Origin of the sequence: Pseudomonas turukhanskensis (assembly GCF_027922365.1) — a bacterium.
Taxonomy (GTDB): domain Bacteria; phylum Pseudomonadota; class Gammaproteobacteria; order Pseudomonadales; family Pseudomonadaceae; genus Aquipseudomonas; species Aquipseudomonas turukhanskensis.
In genome coordinates, this window is record NZ_BSFN01000012.1 from 48,547 (window position 1) to 69,783 (window position 21,237).

The 21,237-nt window shown below is 59.3% G+C and carries 20 protein-coding genes; 3 read left to right on the forward strand and 17 right to left on the reverse strand.

All coding sequences use genetic code 11. The features are described 5' to 3' along the window. Positions 1 to 182 precede the first annotated feature (182 nt). The gene (locus PKE98_RS18340) at positions 183 to 650 is read right to left on the reverse strand and encodes a DUF3859 domain-containing protein (protein WP_271196772.1); all 468 of its coding nucleotides are present in this window, start codon (positions 648 to 650) and stop codon (positions 183 to 185) included. 87 nt (positions 651 to 737) lie between these two features. Further along, a complete protein-coding gene (locus PKE98_RS18345) occupies positions 738 to 1,745 on the reverse strand; it encodes an amidohydrolase family protein (protein ID WP_271196858.1) in 1,008 nt (335 codons plus the stop codon). A gap of 112 nt (positions 1,746 to 1,857) precedes the next feature. Here PKE98_RS18345 and PKE98_RS18350 point away from each other — a divergent pair, with 112 nt between their 5' ends. After that, positions 1,858 to 2,259, forward strand: coding sequence for an OsmC family protein (locus PKE98_RS18350; protein WP_271196773.1), 402 nt, complete (start codon positions 1,858 to 1,860; stop codon positions 2,257 to 2,259). Positions 2,260 to 2,265: 6 nt separating this feature from the next. Beyond that, a complete protein-coding gene (locus tag PKE98_RS18355) occupies positions 2,266 to 3,129 on the forward strand; it encodes a pirin family protein (RefSeq protein WP_271196774.1) in 864 nt (287 codons plus the stop codon). Between the two features lie 74 nt (positions 3,130 to 3,203). Here the strand turns inward: PKE98_RS18355 and PKE98_RS18360 are convergent, their stop codons facing one another. From PKE98_RS18360 to PKE98_RS18380, 5 genes are all read right to left on the reverse strand, one after another. Next, entirely contained in the window at positions 3,204 to 3,926 is a 723-nt protein-coding gene (locus PKE98_RS18360) for a dienelactone hydrolase family protein (RefSeq protein WP_271196775.1), read from the reverse strand. A gap of 175 nt (positions 3,927 to 4,101) precedes the next feature. After that, positions 4,102 to 6,000 (reverse strand): molecular chaperone HtpG, encoded by a 1,899-nt coding sequence (gene htpG, locus PKE98_RS18365; RefSeq protein WP_271196776.1) that lies wholly within the window; start codon positions 5,998 to 6,000, stop codon positions 4,102 to 4,104. A 212-nt stretch (positions 6,001 to 6,212) separates the two neighbouring features. Next, on the reverse strand, positions 6,213 to 7,472 hold the full coding sequence (locus PKE98_RS18370) for an MFS transporter (RefSeq protein ID WP_271196777.1): 1,260 nt from the start codon (positions 7,470 to 7,472) through the stop codon (positions 6,213 to 6,215). A gap of 43 nt (positions 7,473 to 7,515) precedes the next feature. Then, positions 7,516 to 7,977 carry a PaaI family thioesterase gene (locus PKE98_RS18375; protein ID WP_271196778.1) on the reverse strand — a complete coding sequence of 154 codons (462 nt, stop codon included), beginning with the start codon at positions 7,975 to 7,977 and terminating at the stop codon, positions 7,516 to 7,518. Beyond that, positions 7,974 to 8,480 carry a PaaI family thioesterase gene (locus PKE98_RS18380; RefSeq protein ID WP_271196779.1) on the reverse strand — a complete coding sequence of 169 codons (507 nt, stop codon included), beginning with the start codon at positions 8,478 to 8,480 and terminating at the stop codon, positions 7,974 to 7,976. The genes PKE98_RS18375 and PKE98_RS18380 overlap by 4 nt, the downstream gene beginning before the upstream one ends. 176 nt (positions 8,481 to 8,656) lie before the next feature. Here PKE98_RS18380 and PKE98_RS18385 point away from each other — a divergent pair, with 176 nt between their 5' ends. After that, positions 8,657 to 8,857 carry a hypothetical protein gene (locus tag PKE98_RS18385; protein ID WP_271196780.1) on the forward strand — a complete coding sequence of 67 codons (201 nt, stop codon included), beginning with the start codon at positions 8,657 to 8,659 and terminating at the stop codon, positions 8,855 to 8,857. Between the two features lie 180 nt (positions 8,858 to 9,037). Here PKE98_RS18385 and PKE98_RS18390 read toward each other — a convergent pair whose 3' ends face one another. From PKE98_RS18390 to sdhC, 10 genes are all read right to left on the reverse strand, one after another. Beyond that, complete coding sequence (locus PKE98_RS18390; protein ID WP_271196781.1) at positions 9,038 to 9,430, reverse strand: MAPEG family protein; 393 nt, start codon at positions 9,428 to 9,430, stop codon at positions 9,038 to 9,040. Positions 9,431 to 9,711: 281 nt separating this feature from the next. Next, positions 9,712 to 10,599: a succinate--CoA ligase subunit alpha gene (sucD, locus tag PKE98_RS18395; protein ID WP_271196782.1), complete on the reverse strand. Its 888-nt coding sequence runs from the start codon at positions 10,597 to 10,599 to the stop codon at positions 9,712 to 9,714. Further along, positions 10,599 to 11,765: an ADP-forming succinate--CoA ligase subunit beta gene (gene sucC, locus PKE98_RS18400; RefSeq protein ID WP_271196783.1), complete on the reverse strand. Its 1,167-nt coding sequence runs from the start codon at positions 11,763 to 11,765 to the stop codon at positions 10,599 to 10,601. The genes sucD and sucC overlap by 1 nt, the downstream gene beginning before the upstream one ends. A gap of 164 nt (positions 11,766 to 11,929) precedes the next feature. Beyond that, a complete protein-coding gene (gene lpdA, locus PKE98_RS18405) occupies positions 11,930 to 13,366 on the reverse strand; it encodes a dihydrolipoyl dehydrogenase (RefSeq protein WP_271196784.1) in 1,437 nt (478 codons plus the stop codon). 65 nt (positions 13,367 to 13,431) lie between these two features. Further along, positions 13,432 to 14,661 carry a 2-oxoglutarate dehydrogenase complex dihydrolipoyllysine-residue succinyltransferase gene (gene odhB, locus PKE98_RS18410; protein ID WP_271196785.1) on the reverse strand — a complete coding sequence of 410 codons (1,230 nt, stop codon included), beginning with the start codon at positions 14,659 to 14,661 and terminating at the stop codon, positions 13,432 to 13,434. Between the two features lie 77 nt (positions 14,662 to 14,738). Next, positions 14,739 to 17,573, reverse strand: a complete 2,835-nt coding sequence (locus PKE98_RS18415) for a 2-oxoglutarate dehydrogenase E1 component (RefSeq protein ID WP_271196786.1) — start codon at positions 17,571 to 17,573, stop codon at positions 14,739 to 14,741. A 236-nt stretch (positions 17,574 to 17,809) separates the two neighbouring features. Further along, entirely contained in the window at positions 17,810 to 18,514 is a 705-nt protein-coding gene (locus PKE98_RS18420; protein ID WP_271196859.1) for a succinate dehydrogenase iron-sulfur subunit, read from the reverse strand. A gap of 26 nt (positions 18,515 to 18,540) precedes the next feature. After that, positions 18,541 to 20,313, reverse strand: coding sequence for a succinate dehydrogenase flavoprotein subunit (sdhA, locus tag PKE98_RS18425; RefSeq protein ID WP_271196787.1), 1,773 nt, complete (start codon positions 20,311 to 20,313; stop codon positions 18,541 to 18,543). 3 nt (positions 20,314 to 20,316) lie between these two features. Continuing rightward, positions 20,317 to 20,685 carry a succinate dehydrogenase, hydrophobic membrane anchor protein gene (gene sdhD / locus PKE98_RS18430; protein WP_108097309.1) on the reverse strand — a complete coding sequence of 123 codons (369 nt, stop codon included), beginning with the start codon at positions 20,683 to 20,685 and terminating at the stop codon, positions 20,317 to 20,319. Next, positions 20,679 to 21,065 carry a succinate dehydrogenase, cytochrome b556 subunit gene (gene sdhC, locus PKE98_RS18435; RefSeq protein ID WP_178086468.1) on the reverse strand — a complete coding sequence of 129 codons (387 nt, stop codon included), beginning with the start codon at positions 21,063 to 21,065 and terminating at the stop codon, positions 20,679 to 20,681. Before sdhC ends, sdhD begins: the two co-directional genes overlap by 7 nt. Positions 21,066 to 21,237: the final 172 nt, after the last annotated feature.

Here is a 21,237-nt window from a genome sequence, read left to right on the forward strand (position 1 = left end):
CCAACCGGTGCAAGGAAATTAGCAGGCGCGAGGGAATCGGCGAGGCCTTGGCTTAACGCGCACCGTAGGATGGGTAGAGCCCGTCGATCGCGTAACGATGGGTTTCGCTGCGCTCTACCCATCCTACGAATACAAAAAAGCCCGAGGCGCGTGGCGGCTCGGGCTGGGTGGAGCGCAAGGGTTTACTGCACCGTAAAGGATTTTTGCGCCAGCAGGCGGTCCCCCTGAAACACCATAAAGCGCCACTCGCCTTTGGCCATTTCGCTGTACTCGCTGAATTCGTAGGCCATCACGTCTTGCGGCGCGCCGACCACCAGTTTCTGCTCGACCACCAGCTTGTCATGACGGCCATCGGCCGACTGAATGCCAGGGGTGAGGTACAGCAGGGTCAGCGGGGTGTCGTCGGCTTTCTTGTTCACCAGGGTATAGCGAATGCCGAACTTGGTGCCTAGCTTGGCCGGAATCACATCCGTGTTATGGATGGTTTGCTGAGCTCGGGTAAGTACGCGCTCGCCAGGTTGCAGGTCTTTGGCCGAGGTTTCGAAAATACCGAATTCCACCGGGCCATCCACGCGCACTTCGGCTACGGCCACTTGGCTCAAACCACACAGCAGCAGTGCCGCCAGCGAACTCATACGGATGACTTGCATATCGCGCTCCTTGATTGGGGATCGCGAGAGCTTATGACGCAGCAATGACAGTCTGATGACAGGTTTTCAGCAAGGCTGAGCGAAGGCTTATTTCAGCTTACGCGGCAGCACATTCAAAAAATTATCCCGCGCAACGTTCTGCGCCACATCCGCTGGCAAGGCGTCCAGAAACGGGTCGAAGCCATGCATCTGCTCGCCAATGCTGCCGAACTTGCCGACCACATCGGAGCCCAGCATAAAGCGGTCGGGAAAACGTTTCACCAACGCCAGCCACTCGCCGTCCGGCTTGCCATTGTCGTCGAGCAAGTACGGCTTCAGCACGCTCCAGGACAGATCGATATACAAGTTGGGGTACGCCTCAAGCATGCGTTCCAGCGTCGGCCGTACGAAGTCCAGCTGGGTTTGATGGCGGTGCAACTCCAGGCTCGTGCCGGCGTGGGCCCAGATGAAGCGAGTGTGTGGATGGTTGCGCAGCGGCCCTTCCACCTCGGCCAGGTACAACGGGTTTTTCTCGCGCTTGGAGGTGATGTTGCTATGCAGCAGCACCGGCATATCGTGTTCGGCCGCCAGGTGGTAGACGCGCGCCATGGCCTCGTTGTTGGCCCGTGGCGTGTCGCCGGAGGTGATGGCGGTCAGGTCGTCGTGGCGGGTGAAGACCTCGCCAATGCCTTGCCATAAACCGGGGTAGAGTTTGAGCAGGCGTTCGATATGGGCGTCGGCATTCTTGTCCACCGGGTTGAAGCCGGAAATAAATGGGTGAAAGCGCGCGCGCTCTTTGTCGTTCAAATCGCCGAGCGCGGCTGCGACATAAAAATCAGTGGCGCTGTACCAATAGGCGTCGGCATCGTCGCCAGCGTAGTAGCGCGGGCGCTTGGGTTCGTCTTCGTGCCATTTCTTGGCCAGCGGAATGCCGGTGATCATCACGTGGTCGACGCGGTTGGCGTCCATCTGCTTGATCAGCTCGGCCATGCCTTCGGTTTCCTGAAAGAAATCGACGTAGTGCAGGTGGCCATCGGTGTAGTGGTAGTTGCGGGCCTGGCCGCTGGTGGCGAGGGTCAGGCCGGTGAGGAGTATGGCAATGCGCGTGAGGAAAATGGACAACGGTTCGCTCCCTGAAAATGCCTGCCAAGCATAGACCCTAAGCTAGTCTTGCAGGTTCAGGTAAGCCCTATCAGGATGTCTGCTTCGCCACTCTCAGAGAGCCGTCATGACCATCACCGTCACCAGTCAGTCCGCCACCAGCTATCGCCATACCATCCAGATCGCCGAATTGGCGCCGCTGTTGACCGATATGCCGACCGAACTTGGCGGCGAAAGTGCGGCGCCCGATCCCCACGATTATTTCGACACCGCCCTCGGCGCCTGTAAGGCCCTGACCGTCACCCAATACGCCCGCGCCCGTGGCATGCCGCTCAGCGGTATTGAGGTGGCCGTCAGCCGCGATAACAGCAAGGAACGCGAAGGCCACTACACGCTCAACGTAACCCTGACCTTGCAAGGCGAGCTCAGCGAGGAACAGCGGGCCAAGTTACTGACGATTGCCGACAAATGCCCGGTGCACAAGCTGATGACCAGCACCGAAGTCCACGTTGAAACGCAGCTTGGGTAACGCGCCATGGCCAGCCCGATTCTGATTCGCCCGCGCCCGGAAGATGTCGAAGGGCAACCCATTCTGCGGCCCCTGCCCTCGGCCCAATGCCGCAGCGTCGGGCCCTTTGTATTCTTCGACCATATTCTCAGCAACCGCTATACGCCGGGCACCGGCATGAACGTACGCCAGCATCCGCATATCGGCCTGTCGACCTTGAGCTACCTGTTCGAAGGCGCGCTGATCCACAAGGACAGCCTGGGCTCCGACCAGCAGGTGGCGGCCGGCGACGTGAGCTATATGACTGCAGGCTCAGGCGTCGCTCACGTGGAGCGCACTCCGGCCGAGCTGTGGCAGAGCGGCTCGCAGTTGCATGGTTTGCAGCTGTGGTTGGCGCTGCCCAAACACCTGGAACAGGGCAGCCCCAGCTACAGCCACCACACAGCAGCCGAGCTGCCGGAAAGCGAGGCCTTGGGCGTGCGTATCCGCTTGGTGGCAGGTGAAGGGTTCTGCCTGAAATCGCCGGTGCCGGTGCCCACCCCTACCCTGCTCGCGGATATCCATATGAGCACCGGCGCGGCGCAGTTTATTGCCGCTGAACACGAGCAGCGGGCGCTGTACCTTGTCAGTGGCGAAGCGCGCTTGGAGGACGAACCCTTGGCGGTGCAGAGCATGCTGGTATTGCCGGCAGGTGTTACTTACACGCTGTTCGCCGAGAGCGATTGCCACGTAATCATGGTGGGCGGTGAAGCGCTGGATGGGCCACGGCGGATGAATTGGAATTTTGTTGCCAGCGACTCGGCGTTGATCGACAAGGCGCGGGAGAAATGGGCGGCGCGGGATTGGCCGACGGTGGCGGGGGAAACGGAGCGGATTGAGTTGCCGCGTTAGGTAGGCAGACGTAGGGCGAATATCGGCGCAGACGATATCCGCGATGCGGATATTCGCCCTACGACCGTCGGTCGTTACAGCACTTCTTTGAGCAAATGCGCCATGGTGTTGAACGCCCGCTCGCTAACCACGGGGTTGTATTTCATCATCGGCATATTGTCGGCCTTGGGGTCGGTGAACGAGTGCACCGCGCCGCCGTAGCTCACCAGTTGCCAGTCCACACCGGCTGCGTCCATCTCGGCTTCGAAGGCCGGCAGTTGCTCTTTGGGTACCAGCGGATCAGCCGCGCCGTGCAGTACCAGCACCTTGCCTTGGATGTTGTTGGCATCGGCGGTGTTAGGGGTGTCGAGGGTGCCGTGGAAAGAGACGGCGGCTTTAACCGGCGCGCCATCGCGGGCCAGTTCCAGGGCGCAGCAGCCGCCAAAGCAGAAACCGAACACCGCCAGTTTGTCGCTGGCTACTGCCGCATGTGTCTGGCTTTGCAGGGTGGCGAGGCTGGCCTGCATGCGTTTGCGCAACAGCGCGCGGTCGTTTTTCAACGGCATCATGGCGGCAGCGGCTTGTTCGTTGCCGTTGGGGCGTACTTCGGCGCCGTAGATGTCGGCGACCAGCACCACGTAATCCTTGCCCGCGGCTTTCTTGGCCAGGTCGATGGCGCCGCCGGTGACGCCCATCCAGTTCGGTGCCAATAACAGGCCCGGGCGGGCGCTGGTGACGCTGGCATCGAACACCAGTTGGCCTTCGTAGGCTTGGCCGTCAACGCTGTACGCCACGGGAATAACGGTGAAATCGCTCATTACTCACTCCTATTGGTTGGGGATTTTGTAGGAGCCAGCTTGCTGGCGAACTGTGCAAACTTCGATTGCGACGTTTGCAGGATTCGCGACCAAGGTCGCTCCTACGGGCAATGCGTGGTGGTGAAAGCGCAAAAGACAAAACCCGCCGAAGCGGGTTTTGTTTTCACTCTAGTCGTTAAACCGACAACTCGACGAGCAGCTTGTTAAGGCGGCGCACGTACGCGGCCGGGTCTTTCAGGCTGTCGCCAGCGGCCAGGGCCGCCTGGTCGAAGAGGATGTGCGACAGGTCACCAAACCGCTCTTCGCTCTGCTCGTTGTCGAGCTTCTCGATCAACGGGTGCGCTGGGTTGAATTCGAAAATCGGCTTGGAGTCCGGCACTGTCTGCCCGCTGGCTTCGAGGATCTGGCGCATTTGCAGGCCCAGGTCTTGTTCACCGATGGCGAGAATCGCCGGCGAGTCGGTCAGGCGGTGGGAAACCCGCACTTCACTCACCGAGCTACCCAGCGCAGCTTTCAGACGCTCAACCAGACCTTCTTTGGCCTTGGCGGCTTCTTCCTGGGTTTTCTTGTCTTCGTCCGAATCCAGGCTGCCGAGGTCGAGGTCGCCACGGGCCACGTCGACGAATTGCTTGCCGTCGAAGTCGGTGAGGTAGCTCATCAGCCACTCATCGATACGGTCGGTGAGCAGCAGCACTTCGATGCCTTTCTTGCGGAACACTTCCAGGTGCGGGCTGTTTTTCACCTGGGCGTAGCTTTCGCCGGTGAGGTAGTAAATCTTGTCCTGGCCTTCTTTGACGCGGCCCAGGTAGTCGGCCAGGCCAACGCTCTGCTCGCCGCTGTCATCGCTGGTGGAGGCAAAGCGCAGCAGGCCGGCGATTTTCTCTTTGTTGGCGAAGTCTTCGGCCGGGCCTTCCTTGATCACCTGACCAAAGTTTTTCCAGAAGCCTTTGTATTGCTCAGGCTCGTTCTTGGCCAGTTTTTCCAGCATGTCGAGAACGCGCTTGGTGAGCGCCGATTTCATCGAGTCGATGATCGGGTCTTTCTGCAGAATTTCACGCGAGACGTTCAGCGACAGGTCGTTGGAGTCGACCACACCTTTGACAAAACGCAGGTACAGCGGCAGGAACTCGTCGGCCTGGTCCATCACGAACACGCGCTGCACGTAGAGCTTCAGGCCCTTGGGGGCTTCGCGGTGGTAGAGGTCGAACGGCGCACGGCCCGGTACATACAACAGCGAGGTGTATTCCAGCTTGCCTTCGACCTTGTTGTGGCTCCAGCTCAGCGGGTTTTCGAAGTCGTGGGCAACGTGTTTGTAGAACGCCTGGTATTCCTCGTCCTTCACTTCGGTGCGTGGGCGAGTCCACAGCGCACTGGCGCGGTTGACGGTTTCCCACTCCAGCTCGGCCGGCGCGTCTTCGCCCTCGTGCGCTTTGGGCAACTCGATTGGCAGGGCGATATGGTCGGAGTACTTGGTGATGATATTGCGCAGGCGCCAGCCGTCAGCGAACTCGCTTTCAGCGGCTTTGAGATGCAGCACGATGCGGGTGCCGCGCTCGGCTTTCTCGACGGTAGCGACTTCGAATTCGCCCTCGCCTTTGGAAGTCCAGTGCACGCCTTCGCTGGCCAGTGCGCCGGCACGACGGCTGAATACTTCCACCTGGTCGGCAACGATAAAGGCCGAGTAGAAGCCCACACCGAACTGGCCGATCAGGTGCGAATCTTTTTTCGCATCACCGGACAATTGCTTCATGAAGTCGGCGGTGCCGGACTTGGCAATGGTGCCCAAGTGGGTGATGGCGTCTTCGCGGCTCATGCCGATACCGTTGTCCTCGAGGGTAACGGTGTTGGCGGCCTTGTCGAAGCTCACGCGAATACGCAGGGCGTCGCCACCTTCCAGCAGGGCTGGATTGGCCAGCGCTTCGAAGCGCAGTTTGTCGGCGGCGTCGGAGGCGTTGGAGATCAATTCGCGAAGGAAGATTTCCTTGTTGGAATACAGCGAATGGATCATGAGGTGCAGCAGTTGCTTCACCTCGGTCTGGAAGCCCAGGGTTTCTTTTTGAGTTTCCACACTCATGGTCGTTTAACTCCAAGCTGATGGCAGATGCCGCAAACGCGGCGATGACCAACAGATGGGGGCATGGAGTTGGATTTCAAGGGGTTAGGATCGATGCACAGCGGGCCATTCTGGATCCCAGCCTACGCTGGGATGACGGAGGAACCGCCCACATCCCCGTCATCCCAGCGCAGGCTGGGATCCAGGTTCGAAGATATTGGAAGTTAGGTGCGCTAAGGCTCCAGCAACTCAATGGAGGTGATCTGCGCCGGCACCACCGCAAACGTCGCCCCGCCCTGCCCGTTGAGGTTGCGTTGCACCACGATCTGGCCGTCGGCGTCGATGCCGTTGAAGCGCCCTTCCACCATGCTGCCGCGCTCGGTAAGGATGCGCATTTTCAGGTTCTGGTAACGGCTGGGATTGCCTTGCAGGCGCTCCAGGCTGAAACGCACGCGCCGGTCCAGCGAGCTGTTGGGCACTGCCGTAGCGTTGGCGGTCAGCGGTTTTTCGCCGGTGGCTGGCGCGCTGGTTTTGGGTTTTTCTTCTACCTGATAACGGTCGCCTACCACCACCCAACCGCGGGTCGGGCTTTTGCGCAGAACAACGGGCAGATGCTCGTTGCGGCCATCAATGCGCGCGTCGATATCCAGGCTCATGGTGCTGGCAGGAAAATTCACCACCGGCAGAATGCCCAGCTCCACACGCTCTGTGGCGTAACGCCGCTTGAGGTAGTCGTCGATCACGTATTCCAGGGTTTCGCGCGAGTCGTAGCGGGTGTCAACCTTCTCGTCGACATAGCGCAGGTGGTTGGTAAATACCTCGATGGTGCCGCTCAAGGTGGTTTTGAACGGTGGTGGCAGCACCAGATGGAAGTCACCGGCCAGCTTGTTCGGCCCTAGCGGATCGAGTTTCAGGTGCAGGGTGTAGCCGTGGTTCAGACGACGCGCTTCGGGCAGTTCTTGTTCGGGCAGCAACCAGCTCAGTTGCACCTCGGGCTGGTTGCCGGTGTCCTGGGGCAGCACATCCACACGCACCGGGCCGTTGCCGGAGTTAGCCAGGCTGGGCATGCGAATGGTGACCTCGCGGCGGGCAAACACATCTTCGCCTTCGCGCAGGGTCAGCACGCCATCGATAAGCTCGGCTTGCTGCGGCGCAAACGGCTGGGCGTTGAGCTTGCCGCGCAGGTGGATCTCCAGCTCGGCCGGCGCCTGCACCACAGGGCGTGCCCAGTCGAGGCTGAGAATGGCCTGCAGGCGCTGGGCGTCCTGATTGGCCAGCATGGTCATGCCGACTATCAGCGGAATAAACCCCAGGCCGCTGAGCACCACGGCTTTGCGCGCCACGCGCCAATGGCGCAGCACGTACACCAGGGTGAGTGGCGGCAGCAAGCTGCCCAGGCCCCAGAGCAAGCTGGTGTCGAACGCCAACATGACCAACCAGACCAGACCGACCAGAATCAGCAGCAAGCCGCCGAGGATCAGCAAAGCATCCATTTCACTTTCCTATTGGTGCACAGCGGCGTCTGAGCGATGCAATTTACGACTCATCTACTTTGAAATGCGCCCGCGCGGTCGCTATCGGTTCACTGCGGGTGGTTTGCCAGGCGGTGATTGCCACGTTGGCCACGCGCCGCCCCTGGCGCCAGACCTGGCACGAGGCGAAGGTGTCACGATAGTGGCCGGCGCGCAGGTAATCTATCGAGAAGTCGATGATTTTGGGAAAGTGCGGCGCGCCCATAAACATCAACAAATGGAGCATGGCGCTGTGCTCCATAAAGCCGGCGATCACGCCGCCATGGATGGCCGGCAGAATCGGGTTGCCGATGTTGTCTTTGTTGGCCGCAATGCGAAACACCATGTCATCGCCCAGGCGCAGGCATTCAATGCCCAGCAGCTTGGCGTACGGGGTCAGTTCCAGCAGCTCGTCGTAGTTGTTTTTTTCGTGCGCGGCCTGCACCAGTTGGTTCAGGTTCAGGGGTGGCTGAATGAGGTCGCTCATGCCTTGCCTCCGTCGATGGCGCCTTTGAATTGATCGGGTTTGACCGCCGTGCTCTTGAGCTCGGTGTCGCCCTGCGCGCCTTTGCCCATGCGCATAAAGGTGCCGACCACATTGGCAATCGGCTGCTCGGGATCGTCCTGGTAGGCGTAGCCGCGGGTGAAGATGATGTTCGGGGTTACGCGGTAGCACTCGGCCACGCCGAACACGTCTTTGTTGGGCTCGGCCGGGCGCATGTAGTCGATGCGCAGGTCCAGGGTCGGGCAGATTTCGAAGTCCGGCAGCACGCAGAGGGTGGAGATGCCGCAGGTGGTGTCCATCAGGGTGGTGATGGCGCCGCCGTGAATCACGCCGGTTTCCGGGTTGCCGATAATCTGCCGGCTGTAGGGCAGGCGCAGGGTCAGGCGCTGGCTGTCGATGGCGTGTACGGTCAACCCCAATACCTGACAGTGGCGCAATGCCGACAGGAAGCGCTGGGCGCGCTCTAGAATCAGGCTATCGCTCATGTTCAAGGCCTATCTTGTTGATCCATAAGGGCCGCATCATACCTGCCCGGCCAGCGGTTGGGTGCCGTTCGCCGACGGCAACAACGACTTTGCTTGGAACTTCGCGCAACAGGTCACGCTCCAAAAGCGCAGCGATGAGAAAAATCGCCCCTATAAAGCGAAAAAGGACCAAGCCCATGAAAAACCCAATTGCCTATGCCCTGCTGCTTGCCGCGACCATGACCATGGCCGCCTGCGATAAAACCCCGGAAGACAAGATGGAGTCCGCCAAGGAGTCCGCCCAGGATTCGGCAGAATCGGCTCAAGACGCCGCACAGAAAACCGGCGAAGCCATTCAGCAGAAAGCCGAAGAAACCCACGACGAAGCCACCAAGTAATTCGTTGCGGTGTTACACACAAAGGCCCACAGATGTGGGCCTTTGTTGTTTCTGGAGCGCCACCCCCGCGTAGGCGGGGATCCAGAAGGTTGGATTTAGCGCAAATCTTTGCCTCACGCAAAAGTCTGGATTCCCGCCTGCGCGGGAATGACGGGTTAAGGCAACCTCAGCCGATCGGCTTCAGCGTAGCGTCGGGCTCAGCATAATGAGCAACGTGCACACCAACCCGACGATCCAAACCAGCGAGCGCTGCCAATGCAGGTCGCCCCAATACAGAAACAGGTAAAGCACGCGGCAGACCACGAAGATCACCGCCAAGGTATCGATAAGCCAGCCCTGGGTCTGCGTGACGGCCGCCATCAACACAGCGGCGGCGAACAGCATGAAGGCCTCGAACGTATTTTGATGCGCGGCATAGGCCCGCGCCCCCAAACCCGTCAACCGCGCCTGCTGCGCACGCGGATGGTGGTTATCGTACCCGCCACTTTCTTTATTCATTTCCCGGGCCACCGGAATCTTCGCCACGAAGATCAGCACGGCGGTAATAAACACACACCAGAACGGCAAGCTCATTGGTTGTTCTCCTTATTGTTGGGCTGCGTTTGGAGTGTAGCGCAGCGGTGGGGTTCATCTTTTCCGAGCATCGAGGCTGTTGATGTTGCGAGCTACGCCGCGCCACAAATCGAGATCGAGCGAGCTAGAGCGAGGCAAGGCGAAAAGGCTTTTTAAAGCGCAGTTGGCTGTAGCCAATGAGCATTTAAAAAGCCTTTTCAACGCAGCATCGCCGACGCGCAGCCGATCGTTCAGGCAAAAAAAAGACCACCCGAAGGTGGCCTTTTTATTGCCTAAAACGCTTACGCGTTTTTGGCGGTCCAGCCGGTCAGCTCGGCCAGTGCCTTGCCAATGTCAGCCAGCGAACGCACGGTTTTAACGCCGGCGTCTTGCAGGGCGGCGAATTTCTCGTCCGCAGTACCTTTACCACCAGAGATGATGGCGCCGGCGTGGCCCATGCGCTTGCCTGGAGGGGCAGTCACACCAGCGATGTAGGACACCACCGGCTTGGTCACGTGGGCTTTGATGTAAGCAGCGGCTTCTTCTTCAGCCGAACCACCGATTTCGCCGATCATTACGATGGCTTCGGTTTTCGGGTCTTCCTGGAACAGCTTCAGGATGTCGATGAAGTTGGAGCCTGGGATCGGGTCACCGCCGATGCCGACGCAGGTGGACTGACCGAAACCGGCGTCAGTGGTCTGCTTCACAGCTTCGTAGGTCAGGGTGCCGGAACGCGAAACGATACCGACTTTGCCTGGCAGGTGAATGTGACCGGGCATGATGCCGATCTTGCATTCGCCCGGAGTGATCACGCCTGGGCAGTTCGGGCCGATCAGGACTACGCCCAATTCGTCGCACTTGACCTTGGCTTCCAGCATATCGATGGTCGCGATGCCTTCGGTGATGCACACGATCAGCTTGATGCCGCCGAAAGCAGCTTCCAGGATCGAGTCTTTGCAGAACGGAGCCGGAACGTAGATCACGCTGGCGGTAGCGCCAGTTTTGGCCACGGCTTCAGCAACGGTGTTGAACACCGGCAGGCCCAGGTGAGTGGTGCCGCCTTTGCCCGGCGTCACGCCGCCAACCATTTGAGTGCCGTAGGCAATGGCTTGTTCGGAGTGGAAAGTACCCTGCGAGCCGGTGAAGCCCTGGCAGATGACTTTGGTGTCTTTATTGATCAGGACGCTCATTACTTGCCCTCCGCAGCTTTGACGACTTGCTGAGCAGCGTCGGTCAGGCTGGTTGCCGCGATGATGTTCAGGCCGCTTTCTGCCAGTACCTTGGCGCCCAGTTCAGCGTTGTTGCCTTCAAGACGAACAACAACCGGGATTTTCACGCCCACTTCTTTCACTGCGCCGATGATGCCTTCGGCAATCATGTCGCAACGAACGATGCCGCCGAAGATGTTCACCAGAACAGCTGCAACGTTGGTATCGGACAGAATGATTTTGAACGCTTCGGTAACGCGCTCTTTGGTTGCGCCGCCGCCTACGTCGAGGAAGTTAGCTGGCTTGCCGCCGTGCAGGTTGACGATGTCCATGGTACCCATGGCCAGGCCGGCACCGTTGACCATGCAGCCAATGTTGCCTTCCAGGGCTACGTAGTTCAGTTCGAACTTGGCAGCGTGGGCTTCACGTGGGTCATCTTGCGACGGATCATGCATGGCGCGCAGTTTTGGCTGGCGGTACATGGCGTTGCTGTCGATGTTGATCTTGGCGTCCAGGCAGTGCAGGTTGCCGTCAGCCTTGATTACCAGCGGGTTCACTTCCAGCAGAGCCAGGTCATAGTCCTGGAACAGCTTGGCCAGGCCAACGAAGATGTGGGTGAACTGCTTGATCTGGTCGCCTTGCAGGCCCAGTTGGAAGGCCAGGTCGCGACCTTGGTACGGCTGAGCGCCAACCAGTGGATCGATAGTGGCTTTGAGGATCTTCTCAGGGGTGTCGTGAGCGATCTTCTCGATGTCCACGCCACCTTCAGTGGAGGCCATGAACACGATGCGACGGCTGGAGCGGTCAACGACTGCGCCCAGATACAGCTCTTTGGCGATATCGGTGCAGGACTCAACCAGAATCTGGTTGACCGGCTGGCCATTGGCGTCGGTCTGGTAGGTCACCAGACGCTTGCCCAGCCACTGAGCGGCGAAGGCCTTGGCCTCTTCCTTGCTCTTGACCAGTTTCACACCACCGGCTTTACCGCGACCACCTGCGTGGACCTGGGCTTTGACAACCCACTCGGTACCACCGATTTTGTCGCAGGCCTCAGCGGCCGCTTCCGGGGTGTTTACTGCAAAGCCTTTGGATACGGGCAGGCCGTACTCAGCAAACAGTTGCTTACCCTGATACTCGTGAAGATTCATGCTTGTCTACCGTCTTCGTTAGGTATTGCGCATTCGACGCTGCGTGATAATTGCCGCGCCACCTGTGACCGTTTTCGAGAAACGATCCGCCTGGGCATTCCGCAGTACGTCTTCCAAAGAAGACGCACGAACGGGCCGCCCGGCGTGGTTCTTGTTGTCGCTTGTTAGCGCTTCTTGCGGTTGGCGATGTGGATGGCGCCGCCATTCACTGCCAAGGCCGCTTCGTGCAGCGCTTCGGACATGGTTGGGTGCGAGAACACCATCATGCCCAGGTCTTCGGCACTGGTGCCGAATTCCATACCGATTGCACCTTGTTGCACCAGCTCGGCAGCAGCCGGGCCGATTACATGAACGCCCAGCACGCGGTCGGTCTTGGCATCGGCGATGACCTTGACGAAACCGGCGGTGTCATTCGCTGCCATGGCACGGCCACTGGCGGCAAACGGGAAGGTGCCGACGTTGACAGCAACGCCTTCAGCCTTGAGCGCCTGCTCGGTTTTACCGACCCATGCGATTTCCGGGTGGGTGTAGATAACCGAAGGGATCAGATCGTAGTTCATTTGCGCTTTGTGGCCGGCGATACGCTCGGCAACCATCACGCCCTCTTCCGAGGCCTTGTGCGCGAGCATGGCGCCACGTACCACGTCACCAATGGCGTAAACGCCCGGAACGCTGGTGGTGCAATGGTCGTCAACGAAGATGAAACCGCGCTCGTCCAGGGTCACGCCGCTGTCGGAAGCCAACAGCTCGGTGGTGACCGGGCGACGGCCTACGGCCACGATCAGCTTGTCGAATACCTGCTTCTGCTCGCCTTCGGCGTCAGTGTAGGTGACGGTGACTTGCTTCTTCTTCACAGCCGAACCGGTTACGCGAGCGCCCAGTTTGATCTTCAGGCCCTGCTTGGTAAGGATCTTCAGAGCTTCTTTAGCGACAGCGTCGTCAGCGGCTGGCAAGAACTTGTCCAGCGCTTCAAGCACGGTCACTTCCGAACCCAGACGCGCCCAAACCGAACCCAGTTCCAGACCGATAACGCCAGCGCCGATCACGCCGAGGGTTTTCGGTACGGCCTGGAAGTCCAGCGCGCCGGTGGAGTCAACAATCACGTCCTGGTCGACTGGAGCCGGTGGAATGTCCACTGGGCGCGAGCCGGAGGCCAAAATCACGTTTTCAGCGTCATAGACAACGGCTTTGCCGTCCAGACCGGTCACTTCAACCTGTTTGTTGGCCAGCAGTTTGCCGTGGCCTTCGAGCAGGGTCACACCGTTGGCCTTGAACAGGGTGGCAACGCCGCCAGTCAGGTTCTTAACGATGCCGTCTTTACGGGCAACCATGGCCTTGACGTCAATGGTGACGTTTGGCGCGGTGATACCGTGGATGGCGAAGCCTTCGTGGGCTTCGTGGTACTTGTAGGAGCTGTCCAGCAGCGCCTTGGATGGAATGCAACCGACGTTCAGGCAGGTACCGCCCAGGGCAGTTTTGCCCTCCTTACCCTGATACTTCTCGACACAGGCAGTTTTCAAACCCAGTTGAGCGGCCTTGATGGCGGCTACGTAGCCCCCTGGGCCAGCACCGATAACTACCACGTCAAATTTTTGCGTCATAACTCATTCCTTATCGGATGAAACCGGCCAGCCCCTTGTGGGGGCCGCCGTGATCAGAGAACGGATTAGATATCCAGCAGCAGACGTGCCGGATCCTCCAGCAGGTTCTTGATCGTTACCAAGAAGCTCACGGCCTCCTTGCCATCGATCAGACGGTGGTCGTAAGACAGCGCCAAGTACATCATCGGACGGATGACAACCTGACCATTGATTGCCATCGGACGCTGAATAATGTTGTGCATGCCAAGGATGGCAGCTTGCGGTGGGTTGACGATCGGGGTCGACATCATCGAACCGAAAGTACCACCGTTAGTGATGGTGAAGGTGCCACCGGTCATTTCATCGATGGACAGCTTGCCCTCTTTGGCTTTCTTGCCGAAGTTGGCGATGCCGCCTTCCACTTCTGCCAGGTTCATCAGCTCGGCGTTACGCAGAACCGGAACCACCAGGCCACGATCGCTGGAAACGGCAACACCGATATCCTGGTAGCCGTGGTAGACGATGTCGGTGCCGTCGATCGACGCGTTCACCGCCGGGAAGCGTTTCAGCGCTTCAACCGAGGCTTTCACGAAGAAGGACATGAAGCCCAGGCGCACGCCGTTGTGGGTCTTCTCGAACAGGTCTTTGTACTTGGTACGCAGGGCCATCACTTCAGTCATGTCGACTTCGTTGAAGGTGGTCAGCATGGCCATGGTCGATTGAGCTTCAACCAGACGCTCGGCAACCTTGGCACGCAGGCGGGTCATCGGAACGCGTTTTTCCACGCGGTCGCCAGCGGCCAATACCGGTGCAGCGGCAGCCGGAGCAGCAGCGGCTTTGGCAGGTGCGGCAGCTGGAGCGTTTTTCTTGGCTTCGATGGCAGCAACAACGTCTTCTTTGGTAACACGACCGCCTTTGCCGCTGGCGGCAATGGTGTTCACGTCGATGCCGTTCTCTTCAGCCAGCTTGCGCGCGGCTGGAGCGAGGATCAGATCTTCTTTGCCGGCAGCAGGTGCGGCAGCCGGGGCGGCAGCAGCGGTGGCAGCAGGTGCAGCGGCAGCCGGAGCAGCAGCGGCGCCAGCATCACCCAGCTTACCCAGCAGTTCGCCGCTGAGTACGGTGTCGCCTTCATTCTTGACGATTTCAGCCAGAACGCCGTCGGCCTCAGCCAGCACTTCCATGACCACTTTGTCGGTTTCGATGTCGACGATCAGGTCGTCGCGCTTGACGGCGTCGCCCGGCTTTTTGTGCCAGGTAGCAACGGTGCCGTCGGCAACCGATTCCGGAAATTGCGGGGCTTTGATATCGATAGCCATTGTGTACGGTTCCTTAAATTCGGGTTCTTCAGCAAGCCGGCCGCAGGATTGCTGCAGCCGGCTCTTGGACGAAGGCGTTAAACAGTAAAGGCGTCCTGCAGCAGTTTTTCCTGCTGTTCGGCGTGCATCGAGGCGTAACCACAGGCCGGAGCAGCAGAGCCTTCACGGCCGGCGTACTCGAGGAACAGGCCTTTCTTGTGCGCGGTGGTAACACGACGCATGTGGTGCTGGCTGCAATACCAGGCGCCCTGGTTCATCGGTTCTTCCTGACACCAGACCACGTGCTCGAGGTTCTTGTACGGAGCAAGCACTTCGGCCAGGTCTTCTTCAGGGAACGGATACAGCTGCTCGATACGCACGATGGCGGTATCTTCGCGGCCTTCGGCGCGGCGTTTTTCCAGCAGGTCGTAGTAGACCTTGCCGCTGCACAGCACCAACCGTTTCACTTTCTTCGGATCGAGGCTGTCGATCTCCGGAAGCACTGTCTGGAACGAGCCTTCGGCCAAATCTTCCAGGGTCGAAATAGCCAATTTGTGGCGCAGCAGCGACTTCGGCGTCAATGCGACCAATGGCTTACGCAGCGGACGAATCACCTGGCGACGCAGCATGTGGTAGACCTGCGCCGGGGTAGTCGGCACGCACACCTGAATGTTGTGCTCAGCGCACAGCTGCAGGTAGCGTTCCAGACGCGCCGAGGAGTGCTCAGGCCCCTGCCCTTCATAGCCGTGCGGCAGCAGCATGGTCAGACCGCACAGACGGCCCCACTTGTGCTCGCCGCTGGTGATGAACTGGTCGATAACCACTTGCGCACCGTTGGCGAAGTCACCGAACTGGGCTTCCCAGATCACCAGCGCATCCGGCTTGGTGGTCGAGTAGCCATATTCGAAGGCCAGTACGGCTTCTTCCGACAGCAACGAGTCGTACAGGTCGAACTTCGGCTGACCTTCGTACAGGTGCTGCAGCGGAATGTAAGTGCCAGCATCCTTCTGGTTGTGCAGCACCGCGTGACGGTGCGAGAAGGTGCCGCGGCCCACGTCCTGACCGGTCAGGCGAATCGGGTGCTTGTCGAACAGCAAGGTGCCGTACGCCATGGTTTCGGCAAAGCCCCAGTTAATCGGCAGGCCGCCAGCGGCCATTTTCTGACGATCTTCGAGGATCTTCGACACCTGACGCTGCACCACGAAACCATCGGGAATTTCCAGCAGCTTGCTGGCCAGTTCCTGCAGGGTTTTCAGCGGCACGCGGGTGTCGTGACGGGCAGTCCAGGTGTGACCCAGGTACGGGCGCCAGTCCACGAACAGCTCTTTGTTCGGTTCTTTAACCAGGCTCTTAACGACGTGCAGGCCGTTGTCCAGCGCGTTGCGGTAGTCGTCGACCTTGTGCTGCACGCTTTCGGCGTCAAGGCTGTTGGACTGGGTCAACACGTCGGCGTACAGCTCGCGGGTGGTGCGCTGCTTGGCGATCTGCTGGTACATCAGCGGCTGGGTGCCGTTCGGCTCGTCGGCCTCGTTGTGGCCGCGACGACGGTAGCAAACCAGGTCGATCACCACGTCACGCTTGAACTGCATGCGGTAGTCAACGGCCAGCTGGGTCACGAACAGCACGGCTTCCGGGTCATCACCGTTAACGTGCAGGATCGGCGCCTGAATCATCTTGGCGACGTCGGTGCAATATTCGGTGGAACGGGAGTCTTCCGGGTTGCTGATGGTGAAGCCAACCTGGTTGTTGATGACGATGTGTACGGTGCCGCCAGTCTTGAAGCCGCGGGTCTGCGACATCTGGAAGGTTTCCATGACCACACCCTGACCGGCGAATGCCGCGTCACCGTGCAGGGAAACCGGCAGTACCTTGTCACCGGTGGTGTCGTTGCGACGGTCCTGACGAGCGCGTACCGAACCCTCGACCACTGGCGAAACGATCTCCAGGTGGGACGGGTTGAACGCCATCGCCAGGTGCACTTCGCCACCTGCGGTCATCACGTTGGAGGAGAAACCCTGGTGGTACTTAACGTCACCGGAGCCCAGCTCGACCAACTTCTTCTTGCCTTCGAACTCGTCGAACAGGTCGCGCGGGTTTTTGCCGAAGGTGTTGACCAGCACGTTGAGACGGCCACGGTGGGCCATGCCGATCACGATTTCTTTGGTGCCGTAGGAGCCGGAACGCTGAATCAGCTCATCGAGCAGCGGAATCAGGCTCTCGCCGCCTTCCAGACCGAAACGCTTGGTGCCCGGGTACTTGGTACCGAGGTATTTTTCCAGGCCTTCAGCGGCAGTGAGACGCTCGAGCAGATGGCTCTGCACCTCAGGGGAAACCGTCGGACGACCGCGCACGCTTTCCAGACGCTGCTGGAACCACTTGCGTTGCTCGGAATCGACGATATGGGTGAACTCGGCGCCAATGGTGCGGCAATATGTCTGCTGCAAGGCCACGTAGATCTCGCGTAAGGTCGCCTCCTCTTTGCCGATGTAAAGCTCACCGGTGCGGAAGGTGGTGTCGAGATCGGCGTCTGTCAGGCCGTAATGATTGATCGCCAGATCAGCTGGTGCCGGGCGCTGCCACAGACCGAGCGGATCGAGTTGAGAGGCCTGATGGCCGCGCATCCGATACGCCTGAATCAGTCGCAAGACTTCGACCTGCTTCTTCTCGTGCTCACTGCTCACGCTGCCGGCAGATACCGGTTGAGCGCGGCGCTGGTTCTTGGCCAGCAGCACGAAATGATCGCGTACCGTCGAGTGGGAAACGTCATTGGTGACGTTGCCATCGGCCGGCAGCTTCTGGAAGTAGGTGCGCCACTCTTCTGGCACAGCGTTGGGATCGTGCAGGTAGAGCTCGTAGAGCTCTTCCACGTAGGCAGCGTTACCACCGGATAGGTGGGCACTGTCCCACATGCGCTGCATCACGCTTTCTTGCATGCTTGGTCACCCTCGGTAAGGGGACACCACCGGCGTGGAAACCGCATGACCTACCCTGCCTAACCTCGACCAGGTAAAGCCACTTCGGATCCCGCAGATAGTCCGGGTACCAGCCCGGATGCCCCTGCTGGTCGTCATTTTTCAAATGAGAGTCGCCGCCTTTTGGGTAACGACTCGTTCTTAAACTGCGGCGCCGAAGAGTCGGCGCCGCAGGTACAGCTTATAAAACAGTTAAATCAGACACCGCTCTGCAACAACATGCTGCGTACGTGGCCGATTGCCTTGGTCGGGTTGAGACCTTTAGGGCAAACGTTCACGCAGTTCATGATCCCGCGGCAGCGGAAGACGCTGAACGGGTCATCGAGTGCAGCCAGACGCTCTTCGGTGTGGGTGTCACGGCTGTCAGCCAGGAAACGATAGGCTTGCAGCAGTGCCGCTGGACCGAGGAACTTGTCCGGGTTCCACCAGAACGAAGGGCAGGACGTCGAGCAGCACGCGCACAGAATGCACTCGTACAGACCGTCGAGCTTTTCGCGCTCTTCTGGAGTCTGCAGACGCTCGATGGCCGGCGCCGGAGTATTGTTCTGCAGGAAAGGTTTCACCTTTTCGTACTGCTTGTAGAAGATGCTCATGTCGACGACCAGGTCACGGATCACCGGCAAACCTGGCAGCGGACGAACGACCAGCTTGTTGCCCTTCACCACCGCCGACAACGGGGTGATGCAGGCCAGGCCGTTCTTGCCGTTGATGTTCATACCGTCGGAGCCACATACGCCCTCGCGGCAGGAACGACGGTAGGAGAAGCCTTCGTCCTGTTCTTTGATCAGTGCCAGAACGTCCAGGATCATGATGTCTTTGCCATCAGTATCGATCTGGAAATCCTGCATGAACGGAGCAGCATCCTGATCCGGGTTGTAACGATAAACGCTTACTTGCAGCAGTTTGGCATTAGACATTGCAGCCACCCTTAGTAAGTACGGATCTTGGGTTCGAACGCCGGAACAGTCTTCGGCGCAAAGTTGACGGCACGCTTGGTAACGCGTTTATCCCCTGGGAAATACAGAGAGTGGCAGAGCCAGTTCTCGTCATCCCGATCTTCGTAGTCTTCACGAGCGTGAGCACCGCGCGATTCTTTACGAACCTCGGCGGCGATTGCCGTTGCTTCAGCCACTTCAAGCAGGTTTTGCAATTCCAGCGCTTCGATACGAGCGGTGTTGAACGCCTGGCTCTTATCGTTGATTTTCACGTTGGCGATGCGAACGCGCAGATCGGCCAGCTGGGCAATACCCTTCTGCATGTATTCGCCGGTACGGAATACACCGAAGTAATTCTGCATGCAGCTTTGCAGCTCTTTACGCAGGGTAGCTACGTCTTCACCGTCGGTGCGCGAGTTCAAGCCGTCCAGACGAGCCATGGCTGCGTCGATGTCGGATTGGCGAGCGCGCGTGTAGTCGACGCCTTCTTTCAGGGTTTGTTCCAGGAACAGACCGGCAGCACGACCGAACACCACCAGGTCGAGCAGCGAGTTGCCGCCCAGACGGTTGGCTCCGTGTACCGATACGCACGCCACTTCACCTACGGCGAACAGGCCTGGAATGATGGCGTCGTTGCCTTCAGCGTCCTGGGTGATTGCCTGGCCATGGATGTTGGTGGCAACGCCGCCCATCATGTAGTGGCAGGTTGGAACAACCGGGATCGGCGCGACAGCCGGGTCAACGTGGGCGAAGGTCTTGGACAGTTCCATGATCCCTGGCAGACGGCTGTGCAGAACTTCTTCACCGAGGTGATCGAGTTTCAGCATTACGTGGTCGCCATCCGGGCCACAGCCGTTACCGGCAATGATCTCTTTAACCATCGAACGGGCAACAACGTCACGACCAGCAAGGTCTTTGGCGTTCGGAGCGTAACGCTCCATGAAACGCTCGCCGTGCTTGTTGATCAGGTAACCGCCTTCACCGCGGCAGCCTTCGGTAACCAGTACACCGGCGCCGGCAATACCAGTCGGGTGGAACTGCCACATTTCGATGTCTTGTACCGGCACGCCAGCACGCAGCGCCATGCCTACACCGTCACCCGTGTTGATCAGAGCATTGGTGGTGGACGAGTAGATACGGCCTGCACCGCCGGTAGCCAGCACGGTAGCGTTGGCGCGGATGTACGAGGTTTCGCCGGTTTCGATGCAGATCGCGATGATGCCGACAAAGGCACCCTCTTCGTTCTTCACCAGATCGACAGCGTAGTATTCGTTGAGGAATACGGTGCCGGCTTTCAGGTTGGCCTGGTACAGGGTGTGCAGCAAGGCGTGACCGGTACGGTCAGCTGCGGCGCAGGTACGAGCAGCCTGGCCACCTTTACCGAAGTCTTTGGACTGGCCACCGAACGGACGCTGATAAATGCGGCCTTGTTCGGTACGGGAGAACGGCAGGCCCATGTGCTCGAGCTCGAACACGGCTTCCGGGCCTACGGAGCACATGTATTCGATAGCGTCCTGGTCACCGATGTAGTCGGAGCCCTTGACGGTGTCGTACATGTGCCAGCGCCAATCGTCGTTCGGGTCAGCCGAAGCGATGGCGCAGGTGATACCGCCCTGTGCCGACACAGTGTGCGAGCGGGTCGGGAACACCTTGGTCACTACTGCAGTCTTGTGGCCGCCTTGGGCCAGCTGCAGTGCGGCGCGCATCCCGGCACCGCCACCACCAATAATGATGGCATCGAAGGAAAGCGTATTAATGTTAGCCATGAATCAGATACCCCAAAGAATCTGCACGCCCCAGACGAAGTAAGCGAACATGGCAATGCCACACGCTGCCTGGAACAGAAAACGCACACTGGTCGCCCACTTGCCCAACGCCATCGGGGTCAGGTAGTCAGTGGAGATCGTCCACATGCCAACCCAGGCGTGAACGCCCAAGGCAACCAGAGCCAATAGGCTGAAGATGCGCATCCAGTTCTGCGAGAACAGACCATGCCAGACGGTGTAGTCCAGGCCTGGGTGAACCACGAGGTATCCAATCAGGAAAAGGAAATAAGCCGCGAGTACAACCGCAGACACGCGCTGGGCCATCCAGTCATATAGCCCGGAGCGCGAGAAGTTCGTGACGTTAGTTACCATATCCATACTCCCGCCAGCACAATCACTACCGCCGAAACGACGAGTACGATTTGCGAGCCCAGCTTGCCGCCTTCCAGCGTCTCACCGACACCCGCGTCCATAATCAAGTGGCGTACACCAGCCACCAAGTGATACAGCAGCGCGGAGAGCAGGCCCCAAATCACAAACTTGGCCAGAGGGCTGGCCAGGCACGCGGCCACCTGCTTGAAGCCATCCTCGGATTCGAGGGACTTGTCGAGTGCGTACAACAGCACCGCCAAACCCACAAAGAGGATGACACCGGAAATCCGGTGCAAGATGGACGTGTAAGCAGTGACTGGGAGTTTGATCGTCCTTAAGTCTAGGTTTACAGGTCTTTGGCTATTCACGGCTTTTTTCACACGGAAGGGCCCCTAACAATCAGGGCAAAGTTGTCGGGAAGTGCACTGGTCAGACCCACTGCCCCGGGAGTGACAACCACCAGAATAAAGGCTTTAAGGCCCCTGGCGGTCGGTGGGGGAGTATAGACAGTTAGGTTACTAATGACAACGAAAAGGCCTACCCCAAACCGCT